General features: G+C 72.6%; 13 protein-coding genes. 8 read left to right on the forward strand and 5 right to left on the reverse strand.

The window, feature by feature from the left end; all coding sequences use genetic code 11:
* The first annotated feature begins 95 nt into the window (after positions 1-95).
* On the forward strand, positions 96-1,070 hold the full coding sequence (locus tag AB5L52_RS05200) for a pyridoxal-phosphate dependent enzyme (RefSeq protein ID WP_369362777.1): 975 nt from the start codon (positions 96-98) through the stop codon (positions 1,068-1,070).
* Between the two features lie 81 nt (positions 1,071-1,151).
* Here AB5L52_RS05200 and AB5L52_RS05205 read toward each other — a convergent pair whose 3' ends face one another.
* Both AB5L52_RS05205 and AB5L52_RS05210 read right to left on the reverse strand, forming a co-directional pair.
* On the reverse strand, positions 1,152-1,508 hold the full coding sequence (locus AB5L52_RS05205; protein WP_351022381.1) for a cupin domain-containing protein: 357 nt from the start codon (positions 1,506-1,508) through the stop codon (positions 1,152-1,154).
* Between the two features lie 247 nt (positions 1,509-1,755).
* Complete coding sequence (locus AB5L52_RS05210; RefSeq protein ID WP_369362778.1) at positions 1,756-2,661, reverse strand: LysR family transcriptional regulator; 906 nt, start codon at positions 2,659-2,661, stop codon at positions 1,756-1,758.
* Positions 2,662-2,809: 148 nt separating this feature from the next.
* Between AB5L52_RS05210 and AB5L52_RS05215 the strand changes: the two genes are divergently transcribed.
* Together AB5L52_RS05215 and AB5L52_RS05220 are read left to right on the forward strand one after the other, a co-directional pair.
* A complete protein-coding gene (locus AB5L52_RS05215; protein WP_351568567.1) occupies positions 2,810-3,505 on the forward strand; it encodes a type 1 glutamine amidotransferase domain-containing protein in 696 nt (231 codons plus the stop codon).
* Positions 3,506-4,736: 1,231 nt separating this feature from the next.
* The gene (locus tag AB5L52_RS05220) at positions 4,737-5,702 is read left to right on the forward strand and encodes a pirin family protein (RefSeq protein WP_351568564.1); all 966 of its coding nucleotides are present in this window, start codon (positions 4,737-4,739) and stop codon (positions 5,700-5,702) included.
* A 307-nt stretch (positions 5,703-6,009) separates the two neighbouring features.
* Here AB5L52_RS05220 and AB5L52_RS05225 read toward each other — a convergent pair whose 3' ends face one another.
* On the reverse strand, positions 6,010-6,462 hold the full coding sequence (locus tag AB5L52_RS05225) for a YbhB/YbcL family Raf kinase inhibitor-like protein (protein WP_351022397.1): 453 nt from the start codon (positions 6,460-6,462) through the stop codon (positions 6,010-6,012).
* Positions 6,463-6,573: 111 nt separating this feature from the next.
* Between AB5L52_RS05225 and AB5L52_RS05230 the strand changes: the two genes are divergently transcribed.
* Positions 6,574-7,134 (forward strand): nucleoside-triphosphatase, encoded by a 561-nt coding sequence (locus AB5L52_RS05230; protein WP_351568560.1) that lies wholly within the window; start codon positions 6,574-6,576, stop codon positions 7,132-7,134.
* 647 nt (positions 7,135-7,781) lie between these two features.
* On the opposite strand, the gene AB5L52_RS05235 is transcribed toward AB5L52_RS05230, so the two are convergent.
* Positions 7,782-8,621, reverse strand: a complete 840-nt coding sequence (locus tag AB5L52_RS05235) for an NADPH-dependent F420 reductase (RefSeq protein ID WP_369362779.1) — start codon at positions 8,619-8,621, stop codon at positions 7,782-7,784.
* A 203-nt stretch (positions 8,622-8,824) separates the two neighbouring features.
* A complete protein-coding gene (locus AB5L52_RS05240; protein ID WP_369362780.1) occupies positions 8,825-10,366 on the reverse strand; it encodes a neuraminidase (sialidase) in 1,542 nt (513 codons plus the stop codon).
* 17 nt (positions 10,367-10,383) lie between these two features.
* Between AB5L52_RS05240 and AB5L52_RS05245 the strand changes: the two genes are divergently transcribed.
* From AB5L52_RS05245 to AB5L52_RS05260, 4 genes are all read left to right on the forward strand, one after another.
* A complete protein-coding gene (locus AB5L52_RS05245) occupies positions 10,384-11,136 on the forward strand; it encodes an FAD-dependent oxidoreductase (protein ID WP_369362781.1) in 753 nt (250 codons plus the stop codon).
* A 173-nt stretch (positions 11,137-11,309) separates the two neighbouring features.
* On the forward strand, positions 11,310-11,666 hold the full coding sequence (locus AB5L52_RS05250; protein WP_351022408.1) for a metalloregulator ArsR/SmtB family transcription factor: 357 nt from the start codon (positions 11,310-11,312) through the stop codon (positions 11,664-11,666).
* Between the two features lies 1 nt (position 11,667).
* A complete protein-coding gene (mgtA, locus tag AB5L52_RS05255) occupies positions 11,668-14,442 on the forward strand; it encodes a magnesium-translocating P-type ATPase (RefSeq protein WP_369368823.1) in 2,775 nt (924 codons plus the stop codon).
* 84 nt (positions 14,443-14,526) lie between these two features.
* The gene (locus AB5L52_RS05260) at positions 14,527-15,183 is read left to right on the forward strand and encodes a lytic transglycosylase domain-containing protein (RefSeq protein ID WP_369362782.1); all 657 of its coding nucleotides are present in this window, start codon (positions 14,527-14,529) and stop codon (positions 15,181-15,183) included.
* Positions 15,184-15,244: the final 61 nt, after the last annotated feature.

Genomic DNA, 15,244 nt, shown 5'->3' on the forward strand with positions numbered 1-15,244 from the left:
ACCGCGGACCGCAGCCGATCCGCGCTGATCCGCACCCGGTCCGCACCTGATCCGCACCTGTATTCGCACCTGATCCGCACTGAAGGACGTACGCCATGCGCCACTCCCCCGTACCGCTCGGCACCTTCCCCACCCCCCTCGAACCGGCGCCGCGGCTGGCCGCCGCGCTCGGGCTCGGGGCCGAGGATCTGTGGATCAAGCGGGACGACCTGACCGGTCCGGGCGGCGGCGGCAACAAGATCCGCAAGCTGGAGTGGACGGTGGGTGCGGCCCTCGCCGAGGGCGCGGACACGCTCGTGACCACGGGTGCCCCGCAGAGCAACCACGCCCGGCTGACCGCCGCCGCGGCCGCCCGGCTGGGCCTGGACGCCGTGCTCGTGCTGCGTGGCGCGCCGGGCATCTCCCGGTCCGGGAACCTCGCGCTGGACGGGCTGTTCGGTGCACGGCTCGCCTGGGCGGGCGACGTGGACCGGGCGGGGCTGGACGTGGCGGCGGCCGAGGTGTGCGCCCGGCTGCGGGCTCGTGGTGCCCGGCCCGCGCTGATCCCGTTCGGCGGGTCGGGCGTGCTGGGCGCCCGGGGCTATGTGCGCTGCGGCGAGGAGCTGGACGAGCAGGTGCCCCAACTGCGGACGGTGGTGGTCGCGCTCGGCTCGGGCGGCACCATGGCCGGACTGGTCGCCGCCCTGGGTGCCGGTGCGGTGCTCGGCGTCGACGTGGGCGCCCTGGCCGATCCGGCGGCCGCCGTGGCGGAGTTCGCGGCACCGCTGACGACGGAGAAGGTCACGGCCGAGGGACTGCGGGTCCGCCGGGACCAAGTGGGCGCCGGGTACGCGACGCTGACCGGCCCGGTGGCGCAGGCGCTGCGGCTCGCCGCCCGCACCGAGGGCCTCGTGCTCGACCCGATCTACACCGGCCGGGCCCTCGCCGGCCTGCAGGCGGCCGTCCGCGACGGCGAGGTCCGGCCGGGCGAGAAGACGGTGTTCGTCCACACCGGCGGCCTGCCCGGCCTGTTCGGGCACCCGGACGCGGTCGCGTTCGCGGAGGAGAGGGCGGTCGCCTTCGAGGAGTGACGGCGGCAGCGGGCGGGACGGGCGTGCGCAGACGACCGGGTCGCACGGGGTGTGCGACCCGGTGCTGCGGGGGAACCCGCTTCAGCCCTTTGCGTACTCGTTCGCCATGGTCCCGGCGAAGTCGTGGACCACGACCTGCTCGTCCCCCACGACCCAGGCGTCATGGCCCGGCGGGCAGACGAAGACATCGCCGGGACCTATCTCCGCCTCGCCGCCGTCGTCCATGCGGAGGTGCATGCGGCCCCGCACCACATAACCGTTGTGCGGGACCATGCAGCTCGCCGTGCCCGCGATCGGAGCCACGGACTCCGACCAGCGCCATCCGGGTTCGAAGGTGCCCACCGCGAAGTCGAGACCTGTCAGATGCAGGGCTTCGATGTGGCCGCGGGGGAAGTCGCGCCGTTCGTCCGGCTTCTCGACCGTCTTCACTTCCAGCATGACGGTGTCCTCCTTCCGGCCGCTGACCGCGGCCGGGGCCGGCCACCGTCCCCCGGCGACCTCGGACGGCACCGGCGCTGCGGCGGCGGCCGTACCCCACGTCTCCATCGTCGGCCGGGCCTGCGCGCACCGCCATTCGACGGGAGGCGACGATGTCCGGGCGCGGGCCGCCGTCTGGAACGGGGCTTCGCGGGCCGGGGTTTGGCGCCCCGGGCCGCGCCCCACGAGTGACCGGATGCCGTCGCGGCTACCAGGTGCGCGCCGCCCGGAGCAGGAGGGCGTGGACGCGCTCCACGTCCGGGTTGTCCGGGGCGCCGGGGCGCTGGACCAGGAAGCCGGTGTTGATCGGCGGGTCCTCCGGCTCCAGCAGTGCCACGAGCGCGCCGGAGTCCAGCAGGTCCTGGCACAGATAGCGGGGCAGCACGCTGAACCCCGCGCCGGCGGCCACCACCGCGAGCACACCGCGCAGGTCGGGCACGGTGAGGGCGGCGCTGCGGGACAGCCGCCGGCCGAAGACATGACGCCAGTAGCGGCGGGCGATCGGCAGGTCCTCGGCGTAGGTGATCAGCGGGACCTCGTGCAGGGCGGCCGGTCCCTCCACGGCCGGGCGGTCCGCCAGCCGCTCGGCCCACACCGGCGCGGCGACCAGTACGAACTCCTCGTCGGAGAGCGGAACGGCCTGCAGGGTACGGCCGCGGGGGCGGGTGGTGGCGATCACCAGGTCGTGGCGGCCCGCGCGCAGCTCTTCCAACAGCCGGTCCGTCAGCCCGGTGACCACACGCAGCCGTACGCCCTCGGCGACCAAGGGCGCGAGGGCCGGCAGGAAGGTGGTGCACAGCACTTCGGCAGGGCCCGCCAGATGGACGGGGTCGCGGCGCGCGCCGGGTGACGCCGTCGGTCCGGCGACGGCGGCCAGCTCGTCCAGGGGTGCAGCGATCCGGGCCGCGAGTTCGTCGGCGACCGCGGTCGGCGCGACGCCGCGCGGCAGCCGCTCGAACAGTTCCCGGCCGGTCTGCCGTTCCAGCGCGCGCATCTGCGTCGTCACCGTCGGCTGGGACAGGCCCAGCCGACGGGAGGCGCCGGTGAAGGAGCCGGAGCGGTACACCGCGAGGAAGGTGCGCAGCAGGTTCAGGTCGAGGGAAGCGGTCTCCACGCGTCCGAGTATTCCGGGAATTCACCGGCCGGTATTCCCCCGGTACCCATAGGAGATCCTATGCCAGGGATTCGGTGTTTCATTGGCTGCCTATGGGCGCTTCGCCTACGTTCGATGGCGGAAACCCCAGTTTCGGGAGAAGGAACCCATGTCGAAGATCCTGTTCGTACTGACCGGCGCCGACCACTGGACGCTCGCCGACGGCACCCTGCACCCGACCGGCTTCTGGGCCGACGAGGCCGTGGTCCCCTACCGCACCCTGAAGGCCGCCGGTCACGAGATCGTGGTCGCCACGCCGGGCGGTGTGGTGCCCCAGGTCGACCAGGCGAGCCTGGCCCCCGAGTCAAACGGCGGTCAGGAGAACGCCGACGCGGTCAAGCGCGGTCTGGAGGAGATGACCGAGCTGCGCACGCCGGTCAAGCTCACCGAGGTGGACCTCGACGACTTCGCCGCAGTGTTCTACCCCGGCGGGCACGGCCCGATGGAGGACCTGGCCGTGGACGCCGACTCGGGCCGGCTGCTCGTGGCGGCGCTCGACACGGGCAGGCCGCTGGCCATCGTCTGCCACGGCCCGGCCGCACTGCTCGCCGCGGTCCGCGCCGACGGCGGCAACGCCTTCGCCGGTTACCGGGCGACGGCCTTCACCAATGTGGAGGAGAACCTGGCCGGCTTCGCCGAGCGGGCCAAGTGGCTGCTCGAGGACCGGCTGACCGAGGCGGGCGTGGACATCCGGGCGGGCGAGCCGTGGGCGCCGCACGTGGTGACCGACCGCAACCTGATCACCGGCCAGAACCCGTCCTCCGCGGGCCCGGTCGCCGAGGAACTGCTGAAGCGGCTGGGCTGAAGGGCGCTGAAGGGCTCGGCGGGCGCGGGAAATTCTTCGGTCGCCGCCTGCAACCTCGGGCGGGGTCGGACGTCTGTCGGGGTGGAGGCCTCCACTTCGACCAGATGTCCGACCCCGAACCACCGAAGGAACCCGCGCACTCCGTCGGCCCCGCCGACCTGCGGCCCCTGCGCCCGCCGACGGCGCTGGTGCGGCCCCGCCGAGTGGCGCGCGCCGGGCCGTGGTGGGTGTGCCGGCGCTGGCCGCCGTGGCTGCGCTGGTGTTCTTCTCCGTGCGCGGCGGCTCGTCCCGCCCGGCCGAACCGGCCCGCCCTCCGCACCCGACGGCCGGCACACCGTCCCCGGTACCGAGCACGGCCACCCCGTCGACGGCGGAGCCCTCCCCGAGCGCGCCGCACCCCTGAGCCGGCAGACCGGTGCGGACTGCGCCAACTACCGTGCCGACTGGCCGAGTTCGCTGGCGTCATGCTCGACGTCCAGCCGGAACGGTCACCCCGGTGGCCCGGGGCAGGTAACCGGCCACGGTGAGCGTGAAGGGGCCGCTGATCTCCACAGGCAGGGCGCAGCGGCCGGTGCTCCGGCGAGCTGCCAGCGAAGGTGACCGTGCCCGGCGCGGGTCCGGTGAGGCCGAACTCGCCGAGTCCGTCGGTCCGTACGGTCGCCGGCACCTCCCCGCGTACATCGGTGACTGCGACCATGGCCCCGGCGACCGTCGTCCGCGGCCCGCACCACGCCGGCCAATTGGCCGGTGCCGTCGAGCAGCAGGCCGTACGAGACGGGGTGGGCGCGGACGACGACACTGGTGGCCTGCGGCCGTCGGCATCGGCGCCGGTACGACGATGCCCGCGACTGCTGCCGCCGCGCCTTCGTCTCCCGTCGGTACCGGCACGGCACCCACCGCTGCTTCCGCCTCGGCCACGTCGGTGCCCGGCAACACCGCCCCAACCCAAGCCGTTCGCGGCCGTCTCGAACGGGTCCCCCGCACCCGTCATCACCTGGATCTGCATCGGCGAGACCACGATCCCGCCGCGGTCCGGCACCGCGACGACGGCGTTCGCGCGCTAGGGCAGACTCCCCGGCGGGCCGGGGCTGCGCCGGGGGCATGGCCGGGCCTCCATCGGGGGACTCGGTCGGCACACTCACCCACACGCAAGTCAGTTGATTGACTTAGCCAAGAAAATGCGGGTTTCCGTGCTCACCGGTCCGGCTTCCGCCCCGCTAAGTTGGGCGGCATGAGCAACCTTGACCGCGCGCCCGTGCCCAGTGTGTGCGGCGGCCGCGGATTCGTCGTCGCCGAGCCCGTCCGTGAACTGCTGAGCCCCCGTCGTGTGAAGCTGGGCGAATCGACCGAGGTTCGCCGGCTGCTGCCCAACCTCGGCCGTCGCATGATCGGCGCGTGGGCCTTCGTCGACCACTACGGCCCGGACGACATCGCCGACGAGCCCGGCATGCAGGTCCCGCCGCATCCGCACATCGGGCTGCAGACGGTCAGCTGGCTGCACGAGGGCGAGGTGCTGCACCGGGACTCGACAGGCAGCCTGCAGACGATCCGGCCCAAGCAGTTGGGCCTGATGACCTCGGGTCGTGCGATCAGCCACTCCGAGGAGAGCCCACGCCCGCACGCCCGCTTCCTGCACGGCGCCCAACTGTGGGTCGCGCTGCCCGACGAACACCGCCACACCGAGCCGAAGTTCGAATACCACCCGGTACTGCCCACGGTCACCGCGCCCGGCCTGACCGCCACGGTAATCCTGGGCAACCTCGACGGCTCCGCCTCCCCCGGTACGACATACACCCCGATCGTCGGCGCCGACCTCGCCCTCACCCGGGGCACCGACGTACGACTGCCGCTGGAGCCCGACTTCGAGTACGGCGTGCTGGCCATGTCCGGCGAGGTCCACGTGGACGGCGTACCGGTGCTGCCCGGCTCGATGCTCTACCTCGGCTGCGGCCGCTCCGAACTCCCGCTGCGCGCCGAGTCGGACGCCGGGATCATGCTGCTCGGCGGGGAGCCGTTCGCGGAAGAACTGATCATGTGGTGGAATTTCGTGGCCCGCACGCAAACGGAGATCGAACATGCTCGCGAGGACTGGATGAGCGGGTCGAGATTTGGGGAAGTGAAGGGCTACGACGGGAATCCGCTGTCTGCGCCGGAGCTGCCGTCGGTGCCACTGAAGGCACGTGGCCGAGTGCGCTGAGCTGGGATTTTCCAGTCGGCGAACACCTAGCCGGGCGAGGCGAAACATACCCCGGAGGTCGGGACCGGAGACGGCCGGCAGACCGCGCTGCCGGCCCCGCTTGGCCGCGTACGTCGTCAGCGTCGAGCGCCGGCCCGACCTGGTCGACGAGGCCCGCCTGCGGCCGGCCGACAGGCGGGCAGGAGCGCGTCGAGCTGCCTGAGCGGCGGGCCCACCCAGACCCTGGTGCGCACCGCAGGGCGGTCACCGCGGCCCGCTGGTTCGTCCTGCTGTACGGCGACCATGGCTATGACCAGCTGTGACGCGCTCAGCGCTGATAGGTCCCGACCAGGGTGCCGGAGGCCAGCTCCCTGCCCTTCAGGGCACGGTGCACGTCCTCGGCGCCCGGGTGGTCGTGCAGCGGCAGCGGCTCGGACAGGGCGTACAGGCGGAAGAAGTAGCGGTGCGGCCCGTGCCCCGGTGGAGGCATCGGCCCTCCCCAGCCCACGCGGCCGAAGCCGTTGGGCCACGGCAGGCCCCCTTGGGGCTTCTGGCCCTCCGCCGCCCCGGTGGTCCCCGGATCGATGCCGGTCACCAGCCAGTGCAGGAAGGTCGTCCCCGGCGCGTCCGGGTCCTCGCACAGGAGCACCAGCTCCGTGGCCTCGTGGGGCACCCCCGACCAGGTCAGGGGCGGTGAGATGTTCTCACCCTCCCCGCTGTACCGACGAGGGATCACCGCTTTGTCGTCGAACGCGGTGCTGCTGAGTTCAATTCCGCTCATGCGCGCCGCCATACCCGCAACGGCGGCACCGGCCACCGGTCCGCACCCTAAAACCCCCGCTCGGCCGAGCCCACCCGGGCCACCTCCGTCAGCGGGGGTGAAGATGGCAGTGTGCCGACAAGGATCCTGCTCGAGGGCCGCCCTGGCGCGGGCAAGACGACCGCCCTGCGTCGGCTCGCCGCGCTGGTGCCCACCCACGCCGCCACCGGCTTCACCACGGAGGAGATCCGGCAATCCGGCGCCCGCGTCGGTTTCGTCCTGGAGACCCTGGCAGGCCGACGGGAAGTGCTCGCCCATGTCGACCTGCCCGGTCCCCCACGGGTAGGGAAATACGGCGTCGACCCGGGCGTCATGGAACGACTGGCGCTGCCGTCGCTTCGGCCGGCAGCAACCGAGGAGGCAACGGGGCGGCTGGTGCTCATCGACGAGCTGGGGCGGATGGAACTGGCGTGCCCGGCGTTCCGGCACGCGGTCGACGCGCTGTTCGTCGCAGAGGTCGACGTCGTCGCCACGGTCCACACGCACCGCGATCCGTTCACCGACGCCCTCAAGCAGCGCGCCGACATCGAGGTCGTCCACCTCACCCCGGAAAACCGGGACGTCCTGCCAGGGGAGCTCGCGGCCCGACTGCAGCAGCCCCGGACGCACGGAAGGCCTCCGTCTCACGGATGAGAGACCGGCCTCCGACCTGCTGAAAGCAGAGTCGGGGCGACAGGATGTGAAGTCGCCCGGCACGGCCGGTCCGTCGGGTGCGCCCGGCAAGCCTGGCACGACGGTCACGGGCTCGCCCGGTCCGACGGGTCCCGCGGGTCCGCCGGGCAAGGACGAGGCTGCGGGGCAAGGACGAGGCCAACGGGAAGTACGGCGCTGACGGCCACGACGGGCAGACGTGCCCGGCGGCCGGGTACACGTGGGACCTCGACGCGCTCGTCTGCCGCCGCGACGGCACCCCGCAGCCCAACCCGTCGTCGACACTGCTCGGGCTGCCCGCCGAGCGATTCCACATGAGCATGACGCTGTCGGCGATCGCGCAGATGCTGCACCGGCACGGCTTCAGCCACCCGCCCGAAAGCCTGGGACGCCAAGCATTGGATGACCGAGGGGACGGGTCTCGCGTGTCGGTCGTCGCCGCGGAACGACTCGGGCCTGGTTCGTTCGAACTGGACCGTCCGGTCGTCGGCACGGACGACTACGGCACCGGGGCCTCCCGTTGTTCCTCGCTGATGCGACACCGACGAGCTGTTCAGGAGGCCCGCACGCATGCGCCGGTGACGCCAGGATCCCCCGAACAAGACTCCATCGCGCCGCCCGCGTCGGTTTTACGCCTTCGCCAGGAGCGCTCGCACCTCGGCAGCCGAAGCCGGGCCTGCCTTCAGCGCGAGGAACTCCGCGGGGGCGGGACCGGCCGCCAGGGAGCCGAACGCCGCGCTGGGCAGCTCCGTGTAGGGAGCGCCGTATGTGGGCGTGCCCGGTGCGAACGTCCTGCCCTGCGCGAGTGGTCCCGCGTCGACGGTGTCGTACCCGAGGGTGTCGAGCAGTTCGGTCGCGTGCCGCTTCGCCTCGGCGTTGTCTCCGGCGATGGGGAGTGCGGTGCGGTCCTCGGCTCCTGTCGGCCTGTGCAATACGGCGAGGTGTGCGTGGTGGATGTTGTTGAACGCCTTGACGACGTACGCCGATTCACCGAGGTACCGCTGGAGCAGCTCGCTGCTCGTGGTCGATCCGTTGTCCAGCGCCTCGACCCTGCCGTCGCGCTGCGGAGAGTAGTTACTGGTGTCGATGACCGTCTTGCCCGCGAGAGGCTCGCGCGGCACAGTGTCATGCGCCTTGAACGGCACGGTCACGACCACCCAGTCTCCTGCTGCCGCGGCCTCTGCCGCGGTCGCCGCCCGGGCCCGGGGGCCGAGTTCCGCGACCAGGTCCGCCAGCGTCTGCGGCCCGCGCGAGTTGCTGAGCACGACGTCGAGTCCGCCCTTCACGGCCAGTCGCGCGAGAGTGCTGCCGATCCGCCCACTGCCGATGAGTCCTAATGTAGCCACGCCGGGCCAACCACCAGCGATCCATGTGTATTCCGTCCACGCTCTGCCGCGACACGCATGCTGCGCGTCGCGGCAGGGACAATAGGGACAGCGACACGGGCATCCTCCGAGCCGTTCCGTCATACGGAACTGTCAGCCCGTGGCCGCCTGGTAGCGCGCCTGCCAGGGCCGGGGTCGGTCTCGTGCCGTTCGAGGCGGCGCACGACTGGGTGCTTACCAGTCCCAACGCGGCCGCCACGACGGCGCAGGTAATGAACCGTTGCTGGTGCTTCGGGGCAACGTGCCACTCCTCCCCGCACCGGGAGCCGGCCGTCAGCAGCCCAGGATCATCGGACGATCCGGTGCGGGTGGGCTGCCTGGAAGGCGGTCGTGCGTGTGGCGGCCGTGAGTGCCGCGAAGGGACCGTAGTGCGTGCCGGTGGGGAACCAGCCGCTGTAGGCGTCCGTGGAGTCCTCGGGCGCGTTGGAATTGGTCTCGACGAACAGCGGCCGTACTCCGAAGCGGCCGTCAGTGGTGAGGCCCTCGTAGTCACCGAGGAAGTGGCCTCCGGCGTAAGGGGCCTGGAGCCAGTCGAAGACGCGGGAGATGCGGCGCTCGGTGGCACGGTTCTCCGCGCCGCGGGAGAAGGTGAGCAGCCAGGCGGCGGTAGGCAGCGTGCTGGTGTTCCCGGCGCTGAGGTAGCGCAGGTCGTAGTAGGTGATCGCGACCGTGCCATGTGCGTCGACGCCGATCGAGGGCGTGAAGGCGGGCGCGGAGGCGACGGAGTTGACCCGCTTCGGGGCCGACCAGGTGCGGCCGCCGTCGGTGGAGTGGATCAGCTCCACGGAGTTGTGGGCGCCACCGCTGAAGTCCGAGCCCTCGTAGGCGACGTACAGCTCTCCGGTGTGCGGGTCGACGGCCACGGTCGGCAGGTCGCCGCCCGCCCGCAGAGCCTTGGTGGTGTCACTGGGGGCGTTGGGGTCGACCTCGGGTGCGGCCGTGTCCTTGGCGATGGTGATCGGCTTGCTCCATGTACGGCCCTGGTCGCTCGACTTGACGACGGCGAAGTGCAGGTCGGTGGGCGTGAAGGTACCGGTCGCGTAGTCGATGGCGTACGTCTGCCAGTCGAACACGTCGTAGAGGGTGTCGGTGCGCGGGTCGACGACGATGACGTTGCCGATGGTCTGCGCGTGCGGGACGACGGAGGTGTCCACGAACGGGCGTGCTTTGGACCAGTGCCGGCCGCCGTCGCGGGTGATCGAGATGTAGGCGGGTCCGTCGTAGACCTTGGCGGAGTCGTCCTCGTCGATGCGGTCCCAGACCTGGTAGGCGACACCGGGGTGGACGGGGTCGGCGGTGACGGAGTTCTTGTCGTTGCTGAACTGAGCCTGTGTGTCGTCGATCAGGGGCGTCGTGTGGGTCCAGCTGCGTCCGCCGTCGTACGACGTCGAGGCGGCCACGCCGTTGCGTGCGTCGGTCGCGTCGAACACCAGGCCGCTGGCGTACACGATCCCGTCGGGACCGGTGCTCACCCAACCGTCGGACGCCCGCTGGTAGTTCAATCCACCCGGCGCACAGTGCGAGAACGGCAGCGGGGTCTCGGTGAAGTGCCGCCCGTCGCGGGTGTACGTGGCGGTCAGGCCCCGGGCGCCGCCGTTGGACCAGCGGTCCTGCTGGAAGACGCCGACCGCTGCGCGCGGGTCGCGCGGAGAGGCGGTGACGTACGGTTCATCCTCGGCGGACGGGTAGTTGGTGCCGGTCCCGTCACCACTGATGTCACAGGCGGCGTAAGGGTCACCGGGTGAGACCAGGTGAACCGGCGAGCCGCCTCCCGAGGCTGTGGAACTGCCCGCGGCGGCGACGAACAGGAAAGCAGCAGCAGTGGCCACGAGAGACGCTCTTGTACGTGTACGCATGGCGATTCCCCCAACTCCGCGAACGACGGTTCGTCTTGGGCTGTGCTGGCGCAGGTACGGTCCCGGGGTCGCCGGGACCTGAGTCGCCCGGCGAGCCTAGCCATGCGCCGCGGGGACGGGGTTGGAGGAATCGGTCAAGGACACGTCAATTCCGGATCGCCGCCGTCGGTACCGGCCTCGACATCAACCGACGCGAACTGCTGTTGCCCGGCGGCGAACAGCTCCCCTTCGACGGACTGGTCATCGCCTCCGGTGTCGAGGCCCGCCACCTCCCCGGCACCCCGCTGCACTCGGAGCGGGTGTGGATGCTGCGCACCCCGACCGATGCCCGCACCATCGACGCCGCCCTCGCCGGGGCACGGCACGTCGCGGTGATCGGCGGCGGCTTCATCGGCTGCGAGATCGGCCGCACCGCCCGCACCCGCGCCCTCGACGTCACGATCACCGACGTCAGCCCCACCCTGCTCCACCGCTCCCTCGGCCCCGCGCTCGGCGCGGTCGCTCGGGGACCTGCACCACGACCACGGCGTCCGTCTCCGCCTCGGCGTCTCGTCGCGGCGACCCCGCCGAGCGGCGCACGGTGGCCGGGTATGTCCGCCCCGGTCCCGACAGTGCCCCGATTCTGGTCGGCGCGGTCGCTCCGGACTCCCCCCTCCCTCCTCCCCCCTGCACGCCCTGCTCGACCACTACGACCGGATCGGCCGCCTTCGGTCCCGACGCCGGGGCCCCGCCGAGCCGCATGAGCCGACCGGCGTCGTACGTGGCCCCGATGACCTGGTCAGCGCCGTGCGCCACGGCGCGACGAGGCGGTGAAAGTGCGTCCGGGTGTCCCGGTACAGCGTGGTGTCCGGCTACTGGCGCCTACACTGTGTGGGCGCGTGTGCGTTGGTGGTGATAGGGCGGACGGGAGACGGCTGTGGCGCGGAACGGCGGTGGCTTCGAGGATCCGTCCGCCGAGGTGCTCTCGGCGGCAGCCGCCGCGTTCGGGCTGCTGGCCTCGCCGGCCCGGTTGCACATCATGTGGGCGCTGTCCCAGGGCGAGAGCGATGTCACCCACCTCGCGGACCGCGTGGGTGGGGCCTTGCCCGCGGTCAGCCAGCACCTGTCGAAGCTGAGGCTCGCCGGACTCGTCCGGGCCCGCCGCGAGGGTCGGCGGCAGGTCTACTACGTCGGAGACGCCGACGTGGTCACGGTTGTCCGGCTGATGGTGGGCCAGCTGTCCGCGCGGGCCGGAGAGCCGTCGGTGCCGGTGCGCCGGCTGGCCGATGCCTAGCATCGTCCCGGCGTCGGGACAGAGCGACGCGGCGCCGGGTCCCGGGGCCGGGCCAGGCCCACGGGCGGTGCGCGCGGTCGAGGCGGCCGCCTCGGAGTCCGGCGTGGCGAGCACGCTGCAGGTCCTGCGGCGGCTGGACACCGGACCGCGCGGGCTGACGGACGACGAAGCGGCGGTCCGCCTGGCCCAGGTCGGGGAGAACACGCTTCCGTCCCGGCCGAACGCCTCCTGGCCCTGGCTGGTCGCCCGCGGGCTGCGTGATCCGTTCACCGCTGTGCTGCTCTGCCTCGGTCTGGTGTCCGCAGCCGTCTTCGCCTGGTCCACGGCCTGTGTGATCCTCGCCCTGGTCGTGGTCAGCTGTGTGCTGCGGGCCTCCGGGGAGTACCGGGCCGACCGGTCCATGGCCGGGCTGCGCACCCTGGTGGCCACCACGTCCACGGTGCTGCGGCGCGCGGACGACGACGCGGCACCGGCGGCCCGGGAGATCCCCGTGGCGGAGCTGGTCCCCGGGGACGTCATCAAGCTCGGCGCCGGAGACCTGGTCCCGGCGGACGTACGGCTGCTGCGCGCGAGCGGCCTGACCGTGCACGAGGCGGTCCTGACCGGCGAGTCGGCACCGGTGGCGAAGGACGCGGCGGAGCTCTCCCCACGGGACGGGGCCACCCTGTTCGAGCAGCCGCAGCTCTGCTTCCAGGGCAGCAGCGTCGTGTCCGGCAGTGCCACTGCCGTCGTCGTCGAGACGGGAGGGCGTACGCGGTTCGCAGCCGCTGAAGGGCGTACGGCCCGGCAGCGGCAGTCGAGCGCCTTCGACCGGTCGGTGCATGGCATCTCGTGGATCCTGATCCGGTTCATGCTGATCACGCCGCCGCTGGTGCTGATGGCCGATGCGGCGCTCCGCGACCGGGGCCTGGAGACGTTGCCGTTCGCGGTGGCGGTGGCGGTGGGGCTGACGCCGGAGATGCTGCCGGTCATCGTCACCACCTGTCTGGCCCGGGGCGCCTCGCTGCTCGCCCGCGCCCACGGGGTGATCGTCAAACGGCTCCCGGCACTGCACGACCTGGGCGCCGTCGACGTGCTGTGCCTGGACAAGACCCGTACCCTCACCCAGGACCGGCCGGTGGTCGAACAGGGTCTGGACGCCGGCGGGCGAGCCGATCCCGACGTCCTGCGCTGGGCGGCGGTCAACGCCTGGTGGACCCTGCAGCTGGCCGATCTGCCCGAGCCGGATGCCCTCGACGAGGCGATCCTGGACACGGCCGACGAGGACGACCTGATGGCGTACGACGGGGTGGCGGCGATCCCCTTCGATGCCGTCCGCCGCCTGTCCACCGCCGTCGTCCGCACACCCGGCCGGCTCGGCACGCACACGCTCGTCGTCAAGGGAGCCGTCGAAGCCGTCCTGGACCGCTGCGCGCTGGACGACGACGAGCGTGCACCGCTCTCGGAGCTCGCCGCCAGAGCGGCGGAGGACGGACTGCGCGTGCTCGCGGTCGCCACCGCCGAACGCCCCGCCCGCACCCGCGGCTACACACCGGCCGACGAACGCGCCCTGGCCTTCCGCGGCCTGGTCACCCTGCACGACGCCCTCACGCCCAGCGCGGCCGACGCCCTCGCCACGCTCGCCGAACGAGGCGTCAGCGTCAAGATCCTCACCGGTGACCATCCCGGCACCGCCGCCCGCGCCTGCCGCGATCTGGGTGTCCCCCTCGGCCCGGACGACGTCCGCACCGCCGACCGCACCGACACGCTCAGCGACGCGGAACTCACCGACCTGGCCCGCCGGACGACGGTCTTCGCCCGCTGCACCCCCGAGCACAAGGCACGGATCACCGCCGCCCTGCGGGCCGGCGGGCACACCGTGGGCTTCCTCGGGGACGGGGTCAACGACCTGCCCGCGCTGCGCGCCGCCGACGTCGGTATCGCCCCCCGTGACGCGGCCGACGTGGCCCGGGAGAGCGCCGACGTGGTCCTCGCCGCCAAGGACCTCACGGCGGTCGGCCACGCCATCACCGCGGGCCGGCGCAGCGGAGCCAACATCGCCACGTATCTGCGCATCACCCTGTCGTCGAACGTCGGCAACGTCATCGCGATGCTCGCCGCGGGCCTGTTGCTGCCGTACCTGCCGATGCTGCCCGCTCAGGTACTCGTGCAGAACCTGTGCTTCGACACCGTCCAGCTCGCCTTCGCCCACGAGCGCCCCCACCCGTCCGTGCTGCGCCGTCCGATCGTGCTGGACCCCCGCGAGGTCCTGCGTTTCATCACCGGCTTCGGCGTCCTCAACGCCATCGCCGACCTCGCCACGTTCGGCGTCCTCGCGCTCGCCCTGCACGGCCTCGGGGCCGGTGACGACGAGGCGGTCTTCCATTCGGGCTGGTTCACCGAGAACCTGCTCACCCAGGGCCTGGTGATGGTGCTCCTGCGCACCGGCCGGCGCGTGGCCGAGGACCGCGGGCCCGGCCCGGTCGGCTGGAGCGCAGCCGCCCTCGCCGTCATCGGAGTGGTGCTGCCGCCGTCACCGCTCGGCTCGCTGCTCGGCCTGACCGCACTCCCCCTCGACTACTACGTGCTGCTCACCGCCGTCCTCGCCCTCTACGCCGCCGGGCTCGCACTGGCGCGCACGCGCTATGAGCGGAGGCTCGCCCACCACGGGACGCGGCCGTGTGCGACGCACTCCGCGGGCCACCCTCAGGCCGGTGTCCCGCGCGGCGACCACCACCGGCGGGCGGACGCCGTCGTCCGGCGCGGTGGCAGCGGCCCTGCCGAGCCGGGCCGGTGAAGCACGCGCTACGCCTCACACCGGCCTTAACCAGCGTGCGATACAAGGAGTTGGCCGGACTCGGACGGGTGGGAAGGCGGGAGCATGGCCGGTGACCGGTCAGGGCGGCGGTGGGTGGCCGTGGTGGTGTTCGCCCTCGCTCTGTACGTCGTCATCCGTGCGGCGGGCACCCCGCGGGGCGACTCTCCGCCTCGGACAGGCGCGTCGGCTCCGGCCACCCGAGGGCCGGCTCCCTCCGCGTCGGCGACCGCCTCGTCGTACGACCCCGCCGACTACGCCACCCAGGTCCGCGCGCGGGCTCGGCAGACCGGTGTCAGCGCCCAGCTGGTCATGGCGGTCCTCTACAACGAGGCGTACAAACCGCACGACCCCGCCTTCGAGCGGGCCTGGCAGAAGTACAAGCCCGACGCCGCCTTCGGGATCGCCAACATGCATCGCGCGACCTTCGACGAGGTCAGGAAGGGCCGGGACTTCGCCGGCCGGAGCTGGACGGAGCTGCCCGACGACCGTGACCTGGCCATCGAGGCGGAAGCCTGGTACCTGCACGACCTCGCCGCCCAACTGCCTGCCGCCTGGTCGGCCCCGTACAGCAGGAACGACCTGCTGGCCCTGGGCTACAACACCGGCGCGGGCAACATGCTCGCCTTCGCCCACGGCGCCACCCCGGGCAGCCAGGCCCGCTCCTACCTCGACAAGCTCCACACCGGCTGGGCCAAGGCGGGCCGGGCCGTCGGCACCTGAGCCGAGCCGCCCGGAGCCGGACGCGGGAGCGCCGCACTCCCTGGACGGAGCGGAGTCAGGA

Origin of the sequence: Streptomyces sp. CG4 (assembly GCF_041080655.1) — a bacterium.
Taxonomy (GTDB): domain Bacteria; phylum Actinomycetota; class Actinomycetes; order Streptomycetales; family Streptomycetaceae; genus Streptomyces.